Here is a 15,002-nt window from a genome sequence, read left to right as displayed (position 1 = left end):
GCTTACCCTTCCTGCGCCGCCAGCGGCAGCGCAAACGCAAACACCGTGCCGTACGGCTCCCGGCGGCGCGCGCTCAGCTTCCCGCAGTGGCGCTCGATGATGCTGGCGCTGATAGTCAGCCCCATCCCCATCCCCTGCGCTTTGGTGGAGTAGAACGAATCAAAAATCTGCTCCAGCCGCTCGGGCTCAATGCCGCTCCCGGTATCGGCGATCTCGACGATCACTTTCCCGTCCGCGTTGGCGGTGCTGAGGGTAATGGTACTGGCGCGATCCTTCACCTCGGCCATCGCCTCAACCGCATTCATCACCAGATTGAGCAGCACCTGCTGGATCTGCACGCTATCGCCGGTGATAAAGCTGTCCTGCGCCCTTAACAGATAATCAACGCTAATGTGTCTCTGCTCCAGCTCGCTGCGCGAGAGCGTGATGATATGGTGGATCAGGTAGTGCATGTCGATGCGCGAGAAGGTGGGATCCTGCTTGCGGGTCAGGGACTGAATGCTGCGAATGATCTCCCCCGCCCGCGCGCCTTCCGCGGCGATCTCCTCCAGCCCTTCCCGCACTTTATCCAGCCGGGCGGGCTCGCGGTTGAGCCAGCGCAGGCTCGCCCCGGCGTTCGAGACGATCGACATCAGCGGCTGATTGATCTCGTGGGCAATGGAGGAGGTCAGCTGTCCGACGGTGGTGGCCCGGGAGACCCGCGCCAGATCCGCCTGCGCGACCCGCATGGCATCCTCCGCGGCGCGCTGGCTGGTGATATCGGTGATGATGCCGTAATACTCGTTCACCTCGCTGCCCACACCCACCGGATCGCCAATCCCGAGGATGTAGCGCGTTGAGCCGTCGGTACGCTTAACCCGAAACTCCGCGCGCATGGAGAGCCCGTCGCGCACGCTTTGGGTGACGATGGCGCTGATGCGGGCGTAATCGTCCTCATGAACGAAGGTCAAAAACTCCGCCATGGAGATTGTCTTTTGCCGTTCGGGCAGGCCGAGAATGCGGGCGTACTCTTCCGAGACAAACATCAGATCCTGCTCCAGCTCCCAGCGCCAGCTGCCGGTGTGGCTGATCTGCTCGCCGAGCATCAGCGAGGTCTGGCTGGATCGCAGCTCTTTCTCCACCCGGCGGCGCTGGATGTTCTCCGCCAGCAATTCGGCGTACAGCCGCGCCGTCTCAAGGGATACCGCAGCCTGCGCGCCCAGCAGGCTCACCACGCGCGAGTGCTCGGCGGTGAAGACCTCCGGCATCAGGCGGTTTTCCAGGTAGAGCACGCCCACCAGCCGCGCCTGCTTGAACATCGGGACGCACATGACCGCCGCCCCCGAGGTCACCAGATAAGGGTCCTGGCTGAAGGGATGGAACTCCTCCGGCCTGCCGGTGCGGATCTCCTGCCCGGTGCGGATCACCGCCGCCAGCACCGACAGCGGCAGGTCGGTCGCCGTCGGCACGTCTTTCAGGATCCGCACCCGCACGCCCTCGGTGCTGGTCCAGGCGCTGGCCTCGATCTCCGGGATGAGGCTCTCGCTCACGCGCAGCAGCAGGCCGCGCTGCGCCCCGGCGCGTTCGAGCAGGATGGTCATCAGGTTTTCGATTAAGCGCTCCAGGTTGATTTCTTCCGACAGCGCGCGAGAGGCTTTGATGACGCTCTGGAGATCGCGGATGGTCTCATTCTGGGCGAACGCCACCGTGTCGTAGGCGCTGGCCTGCCCGGAGGCCAGCAGGTGCGGGAAATCCTGCTCCAGCTGGCGCACCTTGGCCTGCGCGCCCGCGCGGCCCCAGGCGGCAATTGCGCCGCGGAAGTGGGCGTCCGAGGCGGTCGGGTAGCCGCAGGCCAGCGCAAAGCGCCCCGCCAGCTCGTGGGCCAGGGCGTTGATCGGGTTAAACCCGCCCTCGCGGGAGAGCCGGACCGCCTTCTCATACTGCTCGAGCGCAATGCTGTTCATCCCGTCCAGACGCACGATTTCGGCGTAGATCAGCGCCTCTTTATCCGCGAACGTGCCGGGATTAACGCGCGCCCAGAGGGCGATTTTGTCGTAGTGGGCGTGAATGCTGCGGCGGTGGTTCGCCGAGAAGGTCTCCGGCGTCAGCTGACGGGAGAGCGCCAGGGCGCCGTAGAGATGGTAATCCAGCAGATGGATATGCCCCGGCGCAGACCACACGTACCAGCCCGCCATCTCGAGATCCGCCTGCGCGTCGGCATATTCGCCACAGGTAAAGTGCGCCATACCGCGATACAGCCAGTACCAGAAGAGCATGGTGGAGTTCTTCTCCGGCGCCTGCTCCGGGGACGCGGGAAGCAGCGCCTCCGGCAGCACCTGCGACGCGGTCCAGGTGCCGATGACCGGCGTGCGCAGGAACTCAACGTAGCCGCGCTGGACCATCAGAATGGTCTCCACGTCCTGGAAGTGGGTTTTACGCACGAACGCCAGGCCGCGCTCGATGCTGGTCAACACCCCGTCCAGGTGATCGCCCCGCGAGAGGAAGTTAATCACCTGGTGGCAGGCCGCAAAGCAGGCCATCGTCATATCCCCGTGGGTCACAGCCGAGGTGAAGCAGGCCTTCGCGCATTCGATGGTAAACGATAAAGGCTGGGTCCAGACGCTGAGCTGGTCGAGCGGCAGCAGGGTTTTGGCTTCGAACGCGTCGTAGCCGTGGCGATTCACCAGCTCGCGGGCCAGGGTGCCGTACTGGAACCCGAGGCGATACTCGGCGTAGCGGTGGCCAATCAGCACGCCAAACCAGGCCATCGCCGTGGTGGAGGCGCCGGTAATGCCGTGGTCGAGGGTCAGGTGCATCATGCGGCAGAGCAGCAAAAAGTGCAGGCGCGGGCAGATGAAGCTGGCGCAAATGCTGGCGCTGTAGAGCAGGTTCATCACCGCTTCGGTTTCCGGGTTATCCAACCGCGACAGCTGGGCAAACAGGTTTTGCGGCGCGTCGGCCGTGCGGTTGCAAAAGAGCGCCCAGGCCTCGTCGCAGTCGGCATCTTCCGGATAGCGGCTAATCTGAATACCGAAAATCCCCAGCCAGCAGAGCGCCGCCTCCAGCGCCAGACGGCTGTCCGACTGACGAATGTACACCTCCACCAGCAGGTTGGCCGCCAGCGCCTTTTCTGTCAGCCCGCCTGGGCAGCCGAGAATGGCGTCACACAGCTCGCGGGTGCGCTCCAGATGCCCCAGCGCAAACTCGCAGCCCGCCTCTTCGATATCGAGCATAAAGTCCGACACCGTCCCGGCGTTGCCCAGCGCTCTGGCGGTCTGGATATAGCCGAGCGCCGAAAGGTAATCTCCCGAACGCTTCGCGCGTCGCGCGGCCAGCAGGCTCAGCTCGCGGAACATCTCCCGCTGCGGGGCGGGCTGGATGCTGTCCAGCGCGGCCGTGACGTGGTGAACGGCACGGAACAGCAGCTCATTCCCCGCCGCCTGACGCGCGGCGTCGGCAAGCAGGCTGGCGGTGGTCAGGTGAATATGGCTTCTCTCATGCCGATCGAGCAGCGCAAAGGCCGCCTCCTGCACCCGGTCATGGGTGAAGGCGTACTTTTTTTCCGCCAGCACGATGAGCTGGGCCATCACCGCCGGGTGCAGCGCATAGCGCATTTCCGCCATCGACATGCCGACCACGCGGCAGATCATCTCCATCTCGCCCGTGCCGCCGAGGCAGGCGATGCTGCCCAGCAGGCGACGCGTTTCGTCGGGCAGCTCTTCGAGCTGCTCCAGCACCAGGGTGACGACGTTTTCGGTGTAATGCCTGGCGCGGATCGCCTGCAGATCGTAGTGCCACTTGTCCTGATATTTGTTGTGCACTACCAGGCCGTCATCCACAATGCGGCGGAAAAACTCGTGCACAAAGAGCGGGTTGCCGCCCGTCTTCTCGTGGATCAGCGTGGCGAGATCGGTCGTCGCCGCGCTGCGGGTGCGAAATACCGTCGCCAGCCAGCGCGCCACCGCTTTCACGGAAAGCGCCTGCGGGACAATCTCGCTCGCGTTTTGCGCCGCTTCCGGCAGGCCCGCCAGCAGCGCCTGCAGGGCGGCGTCGGACACGGCGCTGATATCCCGGTGGGCCGCCACCACCAGCAGCGGAACAGCGCCGCAGTTCATCAGCAGATACTTAAGCGTATGCAGGCTGGCGGCATCGCTCCACTGGAGGTCGTCGAGCACCAGCACCAGCGGGCAGCCCTGCGAGGCAAAGGTTTTTACCAGCGCCAGCACCATATGGCTGAAGCGCGCCCGGGCATCAATGGAAAACGTATCCGCCGAGAAGCGCGGCTTGCTCTCAAGCAGCAGGCCCAGCTCGGGCACCAGGCTGACGGCCAGCGCCTCGTACCCCTCCAGGGCGCGAGACAGGCGGATTTTCCACTTCGCCACCTCCTCTGCGGGCAGCCCCAGCAGGTGCAGCGTCAGGGTGCGAAACGCGGAGCTTAATACGCCGTAGGGCAGCGACGGCGAAAACTGGTCGACTTTGCCCACCGCCAGCAGCACCGTGCGCTGCTGCAGCGTTTTGAGCGCCGTCGCGATGATCGAAGATTTGCCGATCCCCGACGGCCCGCCGATCGTCACCAGCTCCGGCACCAGGCTCTGCCCCACCCGCTCAAACGCCGCAATAACGTCGTTCGCCTGCGGATGCGTCGCGAACAGGGAGTCCGCCAGATGGATCGCCGGGGTGCGGTCCTGCTGGCCGGGGGTAAAGGCGACGATCTCGCCCTCGCAGGTCAGCGTCGCCTGGCAGCGGCGAAGGTCAGCAATCAGCCCGTCGACCGTCTGGTAGCGGTTATCGGGGTGCTTTTCCAGCAGCTTCAGGATGATGGTCGACAGCATTCCCGGCACGTCCGGGCGGATCGCGTCCGGGGCCAGCGGCGCCGAGGCAATATGGTAGTGCGCCCAGTTGGTCTGCTCGTCCTCCCCCAGCTCAAACGGCAGGCGTCCGGTCAGGAGTTCATACAGCACCATGCCGAGGCTGTAGAGATCGCTGCGGCCGTCGACGGGGCGCTGGGTGCGGGTGGTGTGCTCCGGCGACATATAGGCGGGCGTACCGCCTGAAACGGCAAGCCGGGTCTGGGTGACGGCATCGGAAAGGCTGCTGGAAAGGCCAAAGCTGCCCAGACGGCAGGTGGCATCGTGATGAACAAAAATACTGCCGGGCTTGATATCGCCGTGGATCAGGTTTTGCAGATGCATCTGGCGCAGGGGAACGCAGATCTGGATCGCCATCTCGAGAAAGCGCGCGATGCCCGAGATCGCTCTGCCCGCGCGCCGCGCCAGCAGCTCAAACGAAAACGGGGCGTACACCAGCGCGAAGCGCCCCCGGTACTGGGTGGACGCAACGGCGCGGATGGCCCAGCTGTCCTGCAGCGCGTCGCGCAGCGCAAACTCGTTTTTAAGCAGCCGGGTAGCCCGCTCTTCCTCTTCGTCGCTCACCGCGGTAGCGATAATGAACGAACCGCCGGAATGAGGATGTCGCGCGTGCATCCAGGCGATTCCGCCCTCCTGCGCCAGCACGGTAAAAATCACATCCTCTTTAAGGACAAAAACCCGCCCCTGGTGAAGATTCCCCTGGGCGGGCCAGAATGCAGGCTGCTCGTGTTCGTTCATCCGCGATCCTTATTGTCGGCGGGCCAGCTCCCGCTGAATATGATCCAGCAGAATATCGATGTTAATAGGCTTACGCAAAAATGCAGCGGCGCCCAGATTAAGAGCGTACCGCTGCATATTTTCATCAGCATGACCGGAGATAAAGAGCACGGGCGGCGGCGGTACGGCCAGCAGCCGCAGCTTTTCAAACAGCTCCAGGCCGCTCATGCCCCGCAGCTTGATATCGGTGATCACCAGCGCCGCGCCGGACAGGGCGAGAGGATGGCTCAGAAACACCTCTGCCGAATCAAACGTATCGGTTGAATAGCCTTCCGACTCCAGGAGATTACTCAGCCCGCTGCGGACGGATCGTTCGTCATCAATGATGGCAATGCGCCACGGCAGCGTCATGCTGTCTTTCCTCTGGTAAATCATTAAACGTCGCGATCGTCCTTCGCGGGCGCAGGGGGCGCCGTGCCGCTGATTTTCGGTACGCATTCGTGACGAAACCAGGCGAGGGTAAGCGGTTCGCGACTCAGTAAACGCCGTCCCACCGGAATGAGCTGTTCGCCCACCAGCATGCCAAACAGGCCAAGCAGGGCGACAACCGGCGGTGCCGGGGAATGGACGTCGAGCAGAGCGTAAATTACCCCAGCAACCACGCCGCACACCAGCGAAATTATCCATGCCTTCATGAGGACGCTCCCGTCTGCGATTTAGCCTGCGGCACGGTCACCTGAGGAGGGGGCGCGACGTCGCGGGATAACAGATGGCGCGTCGCCTGTTCACCCGCCAGCATCCCCAGCAGGCCAATCAGCGCCAGCGCGGGCGGCGCGGGGGAGCGCACCTTCAGCACGGCATACATCAGGCCAATCAACACGCCTGCCGCAAGGGATATCAGCCCAGTACTCATTGTGAACTCCAGAGAAAGAGGCAGCGGCGAGCCGGATGAGGGACCAGCCCGCCAGCGGAACTTAGCGTGCCGGGACCGGCGCTAAGGTGCGGTGCTCGCTCTTCTGGCGAGACGGCGCTTTGTGCACCATGGTGTAGGCGTAATCCACGCCCATGCCGTACGCGCCGGAGTGCTCACGCACGATATCCATCACCGCGGTGTAGGTCTCTTTACGCGCCCAGTCGCGCTGCCACTCCAGCATCACCTGCTGCCAGGTGACCGGGATCACGCCCGCCTGGATCATGCGCTGCATCGCGTAGTCGTGGGCTTCTTTGGAGGTGCCGCCGGACGCGTCCGCCACCATGTAAATTTCGTAGTCGCCTTCCAGCATCGCGCACAGGGCAAAGCTGTTGTTGCACACTTCGGTCCACAGGCCGGCCACCACCACCTTCTTCTTACCGTTAGCCTTCAGCGCGTCGCGCACCTTCTGGTCGTCCCAGGAGTTCATGGAGGTACGCTCCAGGATGTCCTGGCCCGGGAACACGTCCAGCAGCTCCGGATAGGTGTTCCCGGAGAAGCTTTCGGTCTCAACGGTGGTGATGATGGTTGGGATGTTGAACACTTTGGCCGCTTTCGCCAGCGCCACGGTGTTGTTTTTCAGCACCTGGCGGTCAATAGACTGCACGCCAAACGCCATCTGAGGCTGGTGATCGATAAAGATGATCTGACAGTTCGCAGGGGTTAACACTTCGAGCTTTGAAGAGGTCATAGCATTTTCCAGTGGTTAAGGGTGAAATCGCCGCGAGCGCCGCGACGATAAAATCATCCTCATCCTGCGGTTTTCCGTCCCTGCGCGTAATTATCTCTTCGTATAGTTAACCTTAGGTATAGTTATACTTTGGTATACCTATCCTATTGTATAACTGGATCTTTGCCGAAACCGGTTCCCATAATCCTGACCATTCCCCTCTCAGTCAGGAGCAGTTTATGGTTACCCTCGGTAAAGCCGATCTCATTCTGGTTAACGGCCAGTTTCACACCGTCGATCGCGAAAATCCTGTCGCGGAAGCCGTTGCCGTGCGCGACGGAAAATTTCTGAAAGTAGGTACCGTCGCCGAGGTGATGCAACACCACTGCGAAGGCACCAAAGTGGTCGACTTAAAAGGCCACACCGCCATCCCCGGCCTGAACGACTCGCACCTGCACCTCATTCGCGGCGGGCTGAACTACAACCTCGAGCTGCGCTGGGAAGGCGTGCCGTCGCTGGCCGACGCCCTGCGGATGCTGAAAGAGCAGGCCCTGCGCACGCCGTCGCCCCAGTGGGTGCGCGTGGTGGGCGGCTGGACCGAGTTCCAGTTCGCCGAGCGCCGCATGCCGACGCTGGACGAAATTAACGACGCCGCGCCGGACACCCCGGTCTTTATCCTGCACCTGTACGACCGCGCCCTGCTCAACCGCGCCGCGCTGAAGGTGGTCGGCTACACCAGGGACACGCCAAACCCGCCGGGCGGGGAGATCCAGCGCGACGCCAACGGCAACCCGACCGGGATGCTGATTGCCCGTCCGAACGCCATGATCCTCTACGCCACGCTGGCGAAAGGGCCGAAGCTGCCGCTGGAGCAGCAGGTCAACTCCACGCGCCAGTTCATGCGCGAGCTCAACCGCCTGGGGCTGACCAGCGCCATCGACGCGGGCGGCGGCTTCCAGAACTACCCGGAAGATTACGAGGTGATTGCCGAGCTGCACGAGAAAAAGCAGATGACCATCCGCATCGCCTACAACCTGTTTACCCAGCGTCCGGGCCACGAGCTGGAAGATTTTGAAAAATGGACCGACATGCTCACGCCGGGCCAGGGCAGCGACTTCTTCCGCCACAACGGCGCGGGCGAGATGCTGGTCTTCTCCGCCGCCGATTTTGAAGACTTCCTCGAGCCGCGCCCGGACCTCGCGCCGGGCATGGAGGACGAGCTGGAGCGCGTGGTGCGCCACCTGGTGGAGCACCGCTGGCCGTTCCGCCTGCACGCCACCTATAACGAATCCATCAGCCGCATGCTGGACGTCTTCGAGAAGGTGAACCGCGACATTCCGTTCAACGGCCTGCACTGGTTCTTCGACCATGCGGAAACCGTTACCCAGGCCAATATCGACCGCATCAAAGCGCTCGGCGGCGGCATTGCCGTGCAGCACCGCATGGCCTTCCAGGGGGAATACTTTGCCGAGCGCTACGGCATCGAAGCCACCCGCCACACGCCGCCGGTGGCGAAAATGCTCGAGACCGGCGTGCCGGTGGGCTTAGGGACGGACGCCACCCGCGTGGCGAGCTACAACCCGTGGACCGCACTCTACTGGCTGGTCTCCGGCCGCACCGTCGGCGGGATGCAGATGTACGACCACAGCGCCCGTCTGGACCGCGATACCGCCCTGATGCTCTGGACCCAGGGCAGCGCGTGGTTCTCCAGCGAGCAGAACCAGAAGGGGCAGATCAAGGTCGGCCAGCTCGCCGATCTGGCGGTGCTGAGCAAAGACTACTTCCGCGTGCCGGAAGAGGAGATCAAGGGCATCGAGTCCGTCCTGACGGTGGTCAACGGCGATATCGTTTACGCCGCAGGCAGCTTTGGCCCGCTCGCGCCGCCTGCCATTCCGGTTCTGCCCGAGTGGTCCCCGGTGGTGAAGGTGCCGGGCCACTACCGCAGCGCGCCGCCGCAGGCCGCCCGCGTCGGGATGAGCGCCGTTCATCACTGCAGCGGCCCGTGCGGGGTTCACAGCCACCAGCATGATTTCGCCCGTACGTCAGAGATGCCGGTGTCCGACGATAACGCTTTCTGGGGGGCGCTGGGCTGCAGCTGCTTTGCATTCTGATGAAAAACACCTTTGCTCTGCCCCGGGTCGACCTGGGGCTGTTCTTCCTGCGCCTGACCGGTAGCCTGCTGCTGCTCTACGTGCACGGCCTGCCGAAGGTGCTGCACTTCAGCGACGAGCTGACGCGCATTGAAGATCCGTTCGGCTTCGGGCCCTGGGCGAGCCTGATCCCGGCGATTGTCGCCGAGGTGATTTGCCCGCTGTTTATCATTGCGGGCGTGTACACCCGCCTGGCGTGCCTGCCGATTATCGCCGTGCTGCTGGTGGCGATGCTGGCGGTCCACCCCAACTGGTCGATTGCCGAAGGGCAGTTTGGCTGGCTGCTGCTGATTATCTTCACCACCCTCGCCCTCACCGGGCCGGGCCAGTGGCGGCTGCAGCATAAGACAGCGGAGAGGTTCGCATGACCCAGGTTAACGACGTTCGCGACGCACACGTCGAGACGACGCCCGCATCGACGGTTTCGCCCTGGCAGCCGCTGAGCCAGCCGGTGTTCCGCATGCTGTGGATCGCCACGGTGGTCTCTAACGTCGGCTCATGGATGAGCGACGTCGGCATCAACTGGAGCATGCTGACCCTGAGCGCCGATCCTTTAGATATCGCGCTAGTGCAGGCGGCCAGCAGCCTGCCGATGTTCCTCTTCGCCCTGCCGTCCGGGGTGATGGCGGACATCGTCGACCGACGTAAATACCTGCTCTTCTCCCAGCTGTGGGTGTTCATCGCCGCCGCCGGGCTGACGGTGCTCTCCTTCACCGGACACGTCACCCCCGCCGTTCTGCTGGTGGCGACGTTTCTGCTGAGCGTGGGCGCGGCGATGAGCTCGCCGCCGTTCCAGGCCGTGGTGCCCGATCTGGTGAGCAAGCCCGAGCTGGGCGCCGCCGTGGCGCTGAACTCGCTCGGGGTGAACATCAGCCGGGCGATTGGCCCCGCGCTGGGCGGTTTTCTGCTCTCGCTCGCCGGGCCGTGGATGGTGTTTGCCCTCAACGCGCTGTCCGTGGTCGGCGTGGCGTGGGTGTTGTGGCGCTGGCGTCCGGCGCCGTCCGTGCAGCGCCTGCCGCCGGAGCACTTCTTCTCCGCGGTGCGCTCCGGCATCCGCTACGTGCACGCCGCGCCGGTGCTGCGCAACGTACTGGTGCGCACCGTGGCCTTCTTCGTTTTCGGCAGCGCGGGCTGGGCGCTGCTGCCGCTGGTGGCGCGCCGCGAGCTGGGCTTAGGCCCGGCGGGCTACGGCGTGATGCTGGCGTGCATTGGCCTGGGGGCGATTGCCGGGGCGATCCTTCTGCCGCGCCTGCGCCAGCGGCTCGACGCCGACCGCCTGATGGTGGCCGCCAGCCTGACCTTTGCCCTCACCATGCTGGCGCTGGCGTTCGTGCGCCACGTCTGGCTGCTCAACCTGTTTGAGTTCTTCACCGGCTTCGCGTGGATTGCGGTGCTCTCAACACTGAACCTCGGCGCGCAGCGCAGCGCCGCCCGCTGGGTGAAGGCCCGCGCGCTGGCGGTCTACCTGACGGTGTTCTTCGGCTCGATGACCGCGGGCAGCGCCATCTGGGGGCAGATCGCCTCCCGCTTCGGCACCCCGACATCGCTGGTGGTCGCCACGCTGGGGATGGTGCTGGCGAGCGCGACGGTGTTCCGCTGGAAGCTGGGGAAAGATCCGGACCTGAACCTCGACCTCAGCGGCCAGCCGCTGGACGGCGTGGAGATTGAGCTGCCCAACGAGCGCGGCCCGGTGCTTGTGTCGCACGAGTACATCATCGACCCGCAGAATACGAAGGCCTTCCTGGAGGCGGTTCACGAGCTGCGCCGGGTGCGCCGCCGCGCCGGGGCGATGAGCTGGGCGGTGTACGAAGATATCGAGCGTCCCGGCCTGTTTATCGAGACCTTCCTGATGGGCTCCTGGATTGAGCATCTGCGCCAGCAGGAGCGCCACACCATGAATGACCTCCTGCTGCAGAGCCGCGTTCTGGCTTTTCATCAGGGCACAACATCACCGGCAATTCGCTACCTGGTCGCGCCGGTATAACCATAACCATCACCTGCACAGGAACACACTATGGCAACGTTTAAGGCAAAAGACGGCACGCAGATTTACTACAAGGACGGCGGCGCGGGCAAACCGGTTCTCTTCAGCCACGGCTGGCCGCTGGACGGCGACATGTGGGACAGCCAGCTGAACTACCTGGCGGAACGCGGCTTCCGCGCCATCGCCTTTGACCGCCGCGGCTTTGGCCGCTCGGATCAGCCGTGGAACGGTTATGACTACGACACCTTTGCGTCCGATATCAACGACCTGATCACCACCCTGGACCTGCAGGACGTGACGCTGGTGGGCTTCTCCATGGGCGGCGGCGATGTGACCCGCTACATCAACAACTACGGCAGCGCGCGCGTGGCCGGTCTGGCGCTGCTGGGCGCGGTAACGCCAATCTTCGGCAAATCCGACTCTTTCCCGCAGGGCGTGGATCAGAGCGTGTTCGACGGCATTCGCGACGGGCTGCGTAAAGATCGCGCCCAGTTCATCAGCGACTTCGCGACGCCGTTCTACGGCACCAACGCCGGACAGACCGTTTCTGCCGGTGCCCTGACGCAGACGCTGAACATCGCCCTGCTGGCCTCCCTGAAGGGTACCATCGACTGCGTGACCGCCTTCGGCGAAACCGACTTCCGCCCGGATATGGCGAAAATCGACGTGCCGACGCTGGTGATCCACGGCAGCAACGACCAGATCGTGCCGTTTGAAAGCACCGGCAAGCTGGCGGCAGAGATGATCAAAAACGCCACGCTGAAGGTGTACGACAACGCGCCGCACGGCTTCGCGCTGACCCACCAGGACCAGCTCAACGAAGATCTGCTGGCGTTTGTGAAGTCGCTGTAATTTCCCGGGGCTGACGCCAGAAGGCGTCAGCCTGAATATACACTTCCCGGCATACTAAATTTGAGCGTAGAACTCCCTCTCCCTTGTGACTAGTATTCCTTCATTTCAAAGGGAGACTACATAAGATGAATATCCAGCTTCATAAGCGGCTAACCCGAAAGTTTATCATCGCTATTTTAACATCCTCTTCATTTGTCACAGCCTGTACATTTAGCGTTATATGGTTCTATCTTGCGAATATTGACCGGCTTGATATTTTATATGATGCATTAAGCGTGAGTAGCGCAGTAGGAATAATATTTGGGTTTACCCTTGTCTCACTACTTGGCTTCAGCCTTGTCATTTTTATCTCATCTTTCCTTACTTACTTAATTTACACCGCACATGAGAAAGAGTTTGTTAAATACGAAGGTTTAACACATAGCTTTACCTCAGTCTGTTTTGGTAATAGCTTTGTGATGTGCGTTGTGCTTATCGGAGCGTTCTGCTTACAATTTTTTCTGGATATAAATGGTTTTATCGTTCTTGCCTTAGCGATAGCCATAATACTGGCCGCATCGTATGGCTTATGCTACAAGCTTATGTTCAACGTTCACTCGTACAAGGATGTTGATGATACGCGTGATGTAAAATATTTGCAGAAAAAGGCCGTCAGGAACTGTCTGCCTCTGTTATTGATTGCACCTGCTTTTACACAAATCTTCCCACTCATTTTTATCGCGGGTCAGCTAGATTTTAACGAAGAAAGTAATACGTTCTTACAGGTTATCATTTTCCTTGCACTCTCGGTCGCGATGATTATTGTGGGTATTTTCCCAGGAATAATCCTGATAAATGAAAAGAAAAATAAAAGTTTATTGCAAATAATCATTTATACACTAATCATTATTCCCGTCAGCATGCTTGTCCTGACAATGATTTTCCGCCCCACCCCCAATATGATCATTAACATGACCATGAACCTTTCCGGCATAAGCGATTGGCGCACACATCAATATTACATAGATACCCACACTCACCCACCAGCGATGTTTGATGGTTTAACATGGAACACACGTTATTATAAAGATATCCCTTCGAGATTCTTTATCACCGGCGTAAACATTTTCTCGCTTGGAAACATTCAGCTTATTTGCCCTACGCAAATCAATCATGCCAGATCGCTGAGCCTGAAAACTACGCCAGACAACTTTGACGAATATGACCTTCGCATAAAACGATTAAAAAACACCGCTATGAAATGTATCCCGTTTAAGAAGGATGAGATACACCAATGGGATTCTCCTATAGCTGAGCCTGTTTATTTTCAGAAAATTAAATCTCCCGATGAAAGCCTTTTATTAAAGTTGCTTCATGATATCAAGTAACCTTTTAAGAAACGCCCGCAGCGCGGGCGCTACTTAATCAATTCACCGTAAGCCTAGGCTCATGCTTCTGCCCAGGCTCACCACGTTGCACAACGCCGTGCTCGCGCTCCGCCAGCAGCCGACAAATCTCCGCGTGCTTCTCCTCGGTAAAGGTAAAGCGCGACATAAACACGATTCGGATCAGCGACCCTATCGCCGGCAGCAGGCAGATCCCGAAGAACAGCCCCGACAGCACGCCTTCGCTCTGGATTTGCGCCTGCGGCACGTAGCCGATCGTCGTCAGGAACACGCCGATTAACCCGCCGCCCACCGCCACCGACATCTTGCCGGTAAAGGTCTGGCCGGAGAAGGTGATCGCCGCGCAGCGCTTGTGGGTGTGGTACTCCGCGTACTCGATGGTGTCGGCAATCATCGACGAGGTGAGGATGTTGGTCATCATCACGAACAGCGTGCTCAGGCCGAGCAGACTAAACAGCATCGTCACCTGCTGATACCCGACAAACCACATAACCACGCGCACCGCCACGTCCAGCCCGCAGAGGATCATAAACAGCTTCCGCTTCTGCATCCGGCGCGTCAGCATCGGCGCGATCAGGCACAGCACCGCCGCCACAATGCCCATCACGCCAATCGCCATCTGCAGGCTGCCGTCGCCCAGGTTGTTGATAAAGAAGTAGATATACAGCCCGCCCGCCACGTTGTGGAACACGCAGAAGAAGAACGACAGCAGGACGATAAACAGCGGCTTGTTCTGGCGCAGGTTGTGGAAGGTGTCGCGGATGGTCACCTTCTCCGGGCTCGGCGGCACGCGCTCTTTGATCTGCATAAAGCCGTTGAGCATCAGCGGCAGGCCCACCAGCATCATCACCAGCGCCGCCATAAAATAGCCTTTATCGTTGCTGTACTGGGCGAAGAACGCCGCCAGCTTCGGGAAGAAGATGTTGGCGCAGGCAATCCCCGCGTTCACCCCGAGCATCGCCGCCGTTACCGCGCGGGTGCGCTGGGCGGAGTCGTTGGTCATCACCGACGACATCGACCAGAACGGGATATCGGAGATGGCGTACAGCGTCCCCCACAGGATATACGTCACCCCGGCGTAGAGAATTTTTGTGGTCATGTCCGCTTCGATTTTATAGAACGACAGCAGCGTGACGCCGGTGATCAGCAAAGGGGCGATCAGCAAAAAGTGGCGAAATTTTCCGAACCGGCTGTTAATGGTGTCCATGATGCTGGCAAACAGCGGATCGTGAACTGCGTCCCAAGCGCGGGCAATCAGAAAGATGGTGCTCGCCGCCAGCGCCGAAATCCCCAGCACGTCGGTGTAAAAATAGTTAATAAACGAACCCACTAAACCAAAGCTAAAACACTGACCTAAACCATAACCAAAATAAGACCACAACTCGCGAGACGGTATTTTCATTGTCGTTGCCATTGTTATATGCCTG

11 protein-coding genes are annotated in these 15,002 nt (G+C 61.1%); 5 read left to right on the top strand and 6 right to left on the bottom strand.

All coding sequences use genetic code 11. The features are described from left to right. Window positions 1–2: 2 nt before the first annotated feature. From ADJ24_RS22505 to ADJ24_RS22485, 5 genes are all read right to left on the bottom strand, one after another. The gene (locus tag ADJ24_RS22505; protein WP_023310240.1) at window positions 3–5,585 is read right to left on the bottom strand and encodes an ATP-binding protein; all 5,583 of its coding nucleotides are present in this window, start codon (window positions 5,583–5,585) and stop codon (window positions 3–5) included. A 9-nt stretch (window positions 5,586–5,594) separates the two neighbouring features. Next, window positions 5,595–5,975, bottom strand: a complete 381-nt coding sequence (locus tag ADJ24_RS22500) for a response regulator transcription factor (protein ID WP_023310239.1) — start codon at window positions 5,973–5,975, stop codon at window positions 5,595–5,597. Window positions 5,976–5,998: 23 nt separating this feature from the next. Continuing rightward, on the bottom strand, window positions 5,999–6,259 hold the full coding sequence (locus tag ADJ24_RS22495; RefSeq protein WP_010427264.1) for a XapX domain-containing protein: 261 nt from the start codon (window positions 6,257–6,259) through the stop codon (window positions 5,999–6,001). Beyond that, window positions 6,256–6,477, bottom strand: a complete 222-nt coding sequence (locus tag ADJ24_RS22490) for a DUF1427 family protein (protein WP_023310238.1) — start codon at window positions 6,475–6,477, stop codon at window positions 6,256–6,258. Before ADJ24_RS22490 ends, ADJ24_RS22495 begins: the two co-directional genes overlap by 4 nt. Window positions 6,478–6,538: 61 nt before the next feature. Further along, entirely contained in the window at window positions 6,539–7,225 is a 687-nt protein-coding gene (locus ADJ24_RS22485; protein ID WP_008501349.1) for a hydrolase, read from the bottom strand. A gap of 218 nt (window positions 7,226–7,443) precedes the next feature. Between ADJ24_RS22485 and ADJ24_RS22480 the strand changes: the two genes are divergently transcribed. The 5 genes from ADJ24_RS22480 (at window position 7,444) to ADJ24_RS25660 (ending at window position 13,557) form a co-directional block, all read left to right on the top strand. Further along, window positions 7,444–9,315 (top strand): amidohydrolase, encoded by a 1,872-nt coding sequence (locus tag ADJ24_RS22480; RefSeq protein WP_023310237.1) that lies wholly within the window; start codon window positions 7,444–7,446, stop codon window positions 9,313–9,315. Then, entirely contained in the window at window positions 9,315–9,722 is a 408-nt protein-coding gene (locus tag ADJ24_RS22475) for a DoxX family protein (protein WP_023310236.1), read from the top strand. The genes ADJ24_RS22480 and ADJ24_RS22475 overlap by 1 nt, the downstream gene beginning before the upstream one ends. Then, a complete protein-coding gene (locus ADJ24_RS22470) occupies window positions 9,719–11,338 on the top strand; it encodes an MFS transporter (protein ID WP_023310235.1) in 1,620 nt (539 codons plus the stop codon). Before ADJ24_RS22475 ends, ADJ24_RS22470 begins: the two co-directional genes overlap by 4 nt. Window positions 11,339–11,368: 30 nt before the next feature. Beyond that, window positions 11,369–12,190: an alpha/beta fold hydrolase gene (locus ADJ24_RS22465; protein WP_023310234.1), complete on the top strand. Its 822-nt coding sequence runs from the start codon at window positions 11,369–11,371 to the stop codon at window positions 12,188–12,190. Window positions 12,191–12,315: 125 nt separating this feature from the next. Then, window positions 12,316–13,557 carry a hypothetical protein gene (locus tag ADJ24_RS25660; protein WP_023310233.1) on the top strand — a complete coding sequence of 414 codons (1,242 nt, stop codon included), beginning with the start codon at window positions 12,316–12,318 and terminating at the stop codon, window positions 13,555–13,557. A gap of 37 nt (window positions 13,558–13,594) precedes the next feature. Here the strand turns inward: ADJ24_RS25660 and ADJ24_RS22455 are convergent, their stop codons facing one another. Next, window positions 13,595–14,989: an MFS transporter gene (locus ADJ24_RS22455; RefSeq protein ID WP_023310232.1), complete on the bottom strand. Its 1,395-nt coding sequence runs from the start codon at window positions 14,987–14,989 to the stop codon at window positions 13,595–13,597. Window positions 14,990–15,002 lie beyond the last annotated feature (13 nt).

This window comes from Enterobacter sp. 940_PEND (genome assembly GCF_001059415.1).
In the GTDB taxonomy this organism is placed as follows: domain Bacteria; phylum Pseudomonadota; class Gammaproteobacteria; order Enterobacterales; family Enterobacteriaceae; genus Enterobacter; species Enterobacter cloacae_M.
This window is presented reverse-complemented; position numbering and strand designations above follow the sequence as displayed.

Coding starts and splice junctions, on each gene's coding strand:
- ADJ24_RS22505 (WP_023310240.1), bottom strand. CDS start 5,585: ATGAACGAACACGAGCAGCCTGCATTCTGGCCCGCCCAGGGGAATCTT.
- ADJ24_RS22500 (WP_023310239.1), bottom strand. CDS start 5,975: ATGACGCTGCCGTGGCGCATTGCCATCATTGATGACGAACGATCCGTC.
- ADJ24_RS22495 (WP_010427264.1), bottom strand. CDS start 6,259: ATGAAGGCATGGATAATTTCGCTGGTGTGCGGCGTGGTTGCTGGGGTA.
- ADJ24_RS22490 (WP_023310238.1), bottom strand. CDS start 6,477: ATGAGTACTGGGCTGATATCCCTTGCGGCAGGCGTGTTGATTGGCCTG.
- ADJ24_RS22485 (WP_008501349.1), bottom strand. CDS start 7,225: ATGACCTCTTCAAAGCTCGAAGTGTTAACCCCTGCGAACTGTCAGATC.
- ADJ24_RS22480 (WP_023310237.1), top strand. CDS start 7,444: ATGGTTACCCTCGGTAAAGCCGATCTCATTCTGGTTAACGGCCAGTTT.
- ADJ24_RS22475 (WP_023310236.1), top strand. CDS start 9,315: ATGAAAAACACCTTTGCTCTGCCCCGGGTCGACCTGGGGCTGTTCTTC.
- ADJ24_RS22470 (WP_023310235.1), top strand. CDS start 9,719: ATGACCCAGGTTAACGACGTTCGCGACGCACACGTCGAGACGACGCCC.
- ADJ24_RS22465 (WP_023310234.1), top strand. CDS start 11,369: ATGGCAACGTTTAAGGCAAAAGACGGCACGCAGATTTACTACAAGGAC.
- ADJ24_RS25660 (WP_023310233.1), top strand. CDS start 12,316: ATGAATATCCAGCTTCATAAGCGGCTAACCCGAAAGTTTATCATCGCT.
- ADJ24_RS22455 (WP_023310232.1), bottom strand. CDS start 14,989: ATGGCAACGACAATGAAAATACCGTCTCGCGAGTTGTGGTCTTATTTT.